Origin of the sequence: Streptomyces sp. NPDC020362 (assembly GCF_040642095.1) — a bacterium.
GTDB lineage: Bacteria > Actinomycetota > Actinomycetes > Streptomycetales > Streptomycetaceae > Streptomyces.
In genome coordinates this window covers 1-5,810 of record NZ_JBFAET010000335.1, presented here as the reverse complement: position 1 = coordinate 5,810, position 5,810 = coordinate 1, and the positions used below count along the sequence as shown (strand labels likewise).

The 5,810-nt window shown below is 69.3% G+C and carries 5 protein-coding genes; all 5 read left to right on the top strand.

Translation table 11 applies throughout. The features are described from left to right. Positions 1-451: 451 nt before the first annotated feature. Positions 452-1,663 (top strand): aromatic ring-hydroxylating dioxygenase subunit alpha, encoded by a 1,212-nt coding sequence (locus AB0H32_RS46240; protein ID WP_361135100.1) that lies wholly within the window; start codon positions 452-454, stop codon positions 1,661-1,663. 171 nt (positions 1,664-1,834) lie between these two features. After that, a complete protein-coding gene (locus AB0H32_RS46235) occupies positions 1,835-2,959 on the top strand; it encodes a spermidine/putrescine ABC transporter substrate-binding protein (RefSeq protein WP_361135097.1) in 1,125 nt (374 codons plus the stop codon). A 3-nt stretch (positions 2,960-2,962) separates the two neighbouring features. Then, complete coding sequence (locus AB0H32_RS46230) at positions 2,963-3,865, top strand: ABC transporter permease (RefSeq protein ID WP_361135094.1); 903 nt, start codon at positions 2,963-2,965, stop codon at positions 3,863-3,865. Beyond that, positions 3,862-4,743, top strand: a complete 882-nt coding sequence (locus AB0H32_RS46225; protein WP_361135091.1) for an ABC transporter permease — start codon at positions 3,862-3,864, stop codon at positions 4,741-4,743. The genes AB0H32_RS46230 and AB0H32_RS46225 overlap by 4 nt, the downstream gene beginning before the upstream one ends. Before the next feature lie 3 nt (positions 4,744-4,746). Continuing rightward, a partial coding sequence (locus tag AB0H32_RS46220) for an ABC transporter ATP-binding protein (RefSeq protein WP_361135088.1) occupies positions 4,747-5,810 on the top strand: 1,064 nt, incomplete at its 3' end.

Genomic DNA, 5,810 nt, shown 5'->3' with positions numbered 1-5,810 from the left:
GGTAGTGGTCTCCCTACGCTGAACAAACGTCGCGAAGCCGACACGTCCCCCTTCTCACACGCACGCCACACTCACCCCACGGCCGGCGCCGTGACGAGAGGGGCGGGGGGCCGACTGGACGGGGTGGATGCACGGCCGGGGCCGAGCACCGCCCGGGGACCGGGGCGTCCGGATCCGGATGCCCGGTGTGGCGCGGACCGGGGTCCGCGGGCTTGCGGAATGCGCACGGGGAGGCCGTTCTGCGGCCTGGGCCATCCGCCTGCCACGACACTAACTAACTAATTAGTCAGGCCACAAGTCTTGACTTGATCCCGCCCTCGGCCCACTCTGACTAACCAATTAGTCAGCCGGATCGCGGCAGGCCCCGACGCCTGCGCAAGCCGCACCTGCCGCCCTTTCCGGGCACAGCCTCACCGCCCATCGCCGCCGCCGCGGCGCGGAGGAGGACCCCATGAACCCGCCGACCACCCGGGCAGCCGACCCCGTCTCCCCTGCCCCGTCGCCGCCCCCCGGGCACCCCGCGCATCCCGAGCACTCCGAACACTCCGAGCACCCCGGGGAGGCGCTCCCGGCGCACTACTACACCGATCCGGCCATCGCCGCGGCCGAGACCGACCGCATCTTCGCCAAGTCCTGGCAGCTCGTGTGCCACGAGTCCGACCTCCCCGGCCCCGGTGCACGGCTGACCGCCACAGCCGCCGGCCGGGAGGTTCTGGTGGTCCGCACGGAGGACGGCAGCCTCGCCGCCCACCTCAACGTCTGCCGGCACCGCGGCACCCGCCTGGTCACCGAACCCGAGCCGTCCGGCAAGGCGATCCGCTGCCCGTACCACGGCTGGACCTACAAGCTGGACGGACGGCTCGTCGGCGCCCCCGAGGCGCGTCGCATCCCCTGCCTCGACAAGCCCAGGCTCGGACTGCACCCGGTCAATGTGGAGTCCTTCCTCGGCTTCGTCTTCGTCAACCTCGACATGGAGGCGACCCCGCTCGCGGAGAGCTGCGCCGGGCTCGCCGAAGCCGTCGGCCGCTACGCCGGACCCGGCCTCGTACCCGTCGGAAAGCACCGCATCCACGACCTTGCGGGCGGCGAGGAGCAGAACGCCAACTGGAAGGTGATCGTCGACAACTACCTCGAGGGCTATCACGTCCCCGTGGCCCACCCCGCGCTCATGCGCCTGCTCGACTACCAGGCGTACACCGTGGACGTGCAGGAGAACTACGTCCTTTTCGAGTCCCCGCTGCGCGACAAGCCCTCCTCGAACTGGACCGAGCGGCTGTACCAGCGCCTCGCGACCCCGATGCCGGGACTGAACGAGGACGACCGGCGCGTGTGGCGGTACGCGGTGATCTACCCGAACACACTCATCGACTTCTACCCTGACCACGTGCTCGCATGGACCGCCCTGCCCACCGCCCAGGACCGGGCGGCGATCCCAGGTGGCTTCTACACCCGGCACGGGGAGAGCATGCGCACCCGGCTGGCCCGGCGGCTCAACATCCACATCGGCTGGGTCACCAACGACGAGGACGCCGAGCTGGTGGAGCGCGTGCAGGCCGGCCTCACCACGCCCGGTTTCGAGCCGGGGCCGCTGTCGCAGCGCGAGGCCGCCGTGGGCTGGTTCGCCCGCCGGCTCCGGGACGACCTGGAGGGGGCCACGCAGTGACGTCCTCTCGCGCGCCCCTCGCCGTACGCCTCCGGTCGGGCTTACCGCTCCCCCGCTGACGTACGTCGCACCCTCCCCAGACCGGTCTTCACTACGGAGTCAGGGCCTCCGTGAGCCGACCAGCCGGTCCCGCCCTGGAGTTGTGCCGTTCCTCGACGGAGAGGACGTTCCATGTCCCCCGAGGTACCACCGCCGACCCGACGCGCCATGCTGCGGGCAGGCGCCTTCGGCCTGCTGGGCGCCGCGGCCGGCGGCTGCGGGTTCATGCCCGCGAAAACGCCCGACGCCGGGCAGCTCGCCCCGGTCAGGCCGCACGTAGACGGCGATCTCGTCTATTTCAACTGGGCCGACTACGTCGACCCGTCCGTGTTCAAGGGATTCGAGAAGGAATACGGCGTCAAGGTCATCCAGTCGAACTTCGACTCCATGGAGGGCATGGTCGCCAAACTCAACGCCGGCAACCGCTACGACATCGTCTTCCCGACGGCCAAATGGGCCCAGCGCCTGGTCCGCGGCGGCCGGCTGCGCCGTATCGACCATTCCCAGCTCACCCAGTCCCACGCGATCTTCGGCAAGTACGCCTACTTCGCCGACCCCTGGTACGACCCCGGCTCCGCACACACCGTCCCCTTCACCGCGTACAAGACCGGCATCGGCTGGCGTCGCGACAAGATCGGCGAACTGACCGGCTCCTGGAAGGACCTGTGGAGCGACAAGGCCAGGGGCAAGGTCTTCCTGCTGGACGACCGCGACGAGGTCCTCGGCATGGGCGCCCTGGAACTCGGCCTGAAGGTCAGCACCGGGAACACCGGCGATCTCGACCGCATCACCTCCCTGCTGGGCACCCTGCGACCGCGCCTGCGCGGCTTCTCCAGCGACAGCTACAACAATCTCCTCAACGGCAACGCGTTCATGACGCAGGCGTGGAGCGGTGACATGGCCGCCATGCTGAACCAGGCCAAGGACCCCTCCGTCTTCGGCTTCGAGGCGCCGCGCGAGGGCACACCGATCAACTCCGACTGCTACGCCATCCCCTGGAACGCCGCGCACCCCGGCACCGCCATGCTGTTCATCGACTACATGCTGCGGCCGGAGAACGTGAAGAAGAACATCGAGTACATCGGCTACCCGATGCCGGTGGCCGGTACCGAGAAGACCTACGCCGACCTGGTCAAACCCTTCCCCGAGTGCCTGGTCACCGAGGACGACCTCAAGGCGGACCTGTTCTTCCGCAACGGCAGCCGCGCGGCGGAGGACGCCCGCGACACCGCCTGGACCCATGTGAAGGCGGGCTGACCCATGGCACTGCTGCGTCACCGCCCGTCTCCCGCCCGCCGTCGCGGTCCGAACGCCACCGGCACCCGCATATGGACCTGGTTCATGCTGCCCGGCACCCTGTGGATGACAGGCTTCCTGATCGCCTCGCTGGTGCTCGTCGCCGTCCTCGCGGTCGGCACCACGGACGACCTCGGCAACCCGCGCTTCGGCTTCGATCTGTCCGGCGTGCGCGCCCTGGCCGATCCCGCCTACACCGAGGTCCTGGTCCGCTCTCTCGGCTACGCCCTGCTGACCTGCGCGATCTGCCTGCTGATCGCCTACCCGGTGGCGTACACCATCGCCCTGCACGGCGGACGGTACAAACACGCGCTGATCGCCGCGATCGTGGTGCCGTTCTTCGCCAACTACCTGGTCAGGATGTACGGCTGGTCGGTGGTCCTGTCCGACGACGGCCCCGTGCTGCGCGCCCTGCGTGCCGTGGGACTGGCCGACGGCGGCACGAAGATCCTCAACACCGGCGTCGGCGTGGTCGCGGGACTCGTCTACGGCTTCGTCGTCTTCATGATCATCCCGCTCTACGCGGCCCTGGAACGGCTGGACGTCTCGCTCATCGAGGCCGGCCGCGACCTGTACGGCGGCCCGGTCCGCACCTTCTTCTACGTCACCGTGCCCGCGACGCGGCAGGGCGCGGCGGCCGGGCTCGTCCTGGTCTTCCTGCCGGCCATGGGCGACTTCGTCAGCGCACAGCTCATGGGAGGCCCGGACCAGATCATGATCGGCAACCTGATCCAGGACAAGTTCTTCCAGGGCCAGAACTGGCCGCTGGGATCCGCGCTCACGATGCTGCTGATGCTGGTCCTGCTGATCGGCATGTTCGGCTACCTGCGGCGCACCCGCAAGGACGAGGCGGAGGCCCGCCGATGACCCTGCTGCGCCTGCCCTCCGCCACCGCCCCGTCCCGTCCGGCCGCCCGGACCCGCTCGCGACGCGGCCGCGCCGGCCGCAAGCCCCGCATTCTCATCGCCGTAACGGCGCTCTTCTTCGCACTGCTCTACCTGCCCATTGGCGTCGTGGCCCTGTTCTCCTTCAACTCCAAGAAGTCCCTGACCGTCTTCGGCGGGTTCAGCCTGCGCTGGTACCGGGCCTTCGTCCACGACGACGTCCTCATCTCGTCCCTGGGCACCAGCCTGCGGATCTCGCTGGTGGCGATGGCCGGTTCGGTCGTCCTCGGGGTGGCGCTCGCGCTCGGTCTGGTCCGCTGCCGCACCCGGCTCGGATCGCTGGCCGGCCTGGTCATGCTGGTGCCGCTGATCACGCCGGAGATCGTCACGGGTGTCGCGTCGATGCTGCTGTTCAAGGGGCTGGGCGTGGCCCTGTCCACCGGCACGGTGATGCTGGCCGAGATCACCTTCTCCATCTCCTACGTGACGGTCATCCTCCGGTCCCGGGTCGCCGCGCTGAACCCGGAGGTGGAGGAGGCCGCGATGGACCTCGGCGCCACCCGCTGGCAGGCGGTACGGCTGGTCACGCTGCCGGCCCTGCTGCCCGCGGTCCTGGCCAGTGCCGTACTGATCTTCGCGCTGGTCTTCGACGACTTCGTCCTCGCCTACTTCACCACCGGCGTCGACCCCCAGCCGCTGTCGGTACGCATCTACTCGGCGATCCGTTTCGGGGTGCAGCCCACGATCAACGCGGTCGGCACGCTCATGCTCGCGGGGTCGATCTGCCTGATCGCCCTGGCCCTGTTCATCCCGCGCCTCTTCGGCCGCCGCGGCGGCCTCGACATACTCTCCGGAGAGTGATCCATGGACGCGACCCCCGCCGTCCGGCTCGATGGCGTCTCCAAGCAGTTCGCGGACTCCTACGCCGTCGACCATCTCGACCTCGACATCGAGGTCGGCCACTTCTTCTCGCTGCTGGGCCCCTCCGGCTGCGGCAAGACCACCTCGCTGCGCATGATCGGCGGTTTCAGTGACCCCACCGAGGGGTCGGTGCTGCTCGCCGGCGAGGACGTGACCTCGCTGCCGCCCAACCGGCGCAACGTCAACACGGTCTTCCAGAGCTACGCCCTGTTCGACCATCTGAGCGTCGCCGACAACGTGGCCTTCGGTCTCAAGCGCAAGGGCGTCACCAAGACCGAGATCCGGCAGCGTGTCGGCGAGATGCTGGAGCTGGTCCAGCTCGCCGGCCTCGCCGACCGCAAGCCCCGCACGCTCTCCGGCGGCCAGCGCCAGCGCGTCGCGCTGGCCCGTGCGCTGGTCAACCGTCCGGCCGTCCTGCTGCTGGACGAGCCGCTGGCCGCCCTCGACCTGAAGCTGCGCCGGCAGATGCAGGTGGAGCTGAAGCAGATCCAGCGCGAGGTGGGCATCACCTTCGTCTTCGTCACCCACGACCAGGACGAGGCGCTGACCATGTCCGACCGGATCGCGGTGATGAACGAGGGGCGCATCGAACAGTGCGGCACCCCCGAGGACGTCTACGAACACCCTGCCACCCGCTTCGTGGCGTCCTTCATGGGCACCTCCAACCTGATGACCGGCACCTACCGAAGCGGTGAGGTCGCCCTGGACCAGGGTCCGGCGCTGCCCGTCGGCTCCCGGACCGGCATCGCGGACGGCACCGCCGTGAGCGTGTCCGTACGCCCCGAGAAGATCTGGCTGTCGGACTTCGAACCGGGCATGTCGATGCTCAGCGGTGTGATCCGCGACACCGTGTACAGCGGCCCGACCACCACCTATCTGATCGAACTCGCCCCCGGCGTGACGCTGTCGGTGCTGGAGCAGAACACGGCCCGCGCGCGCATGGAGGACCGCTGGAACGGCGGCGAGACGGTGGAGTTCGGCTGGCGGCCCGAGCACTGTCTCGTCCT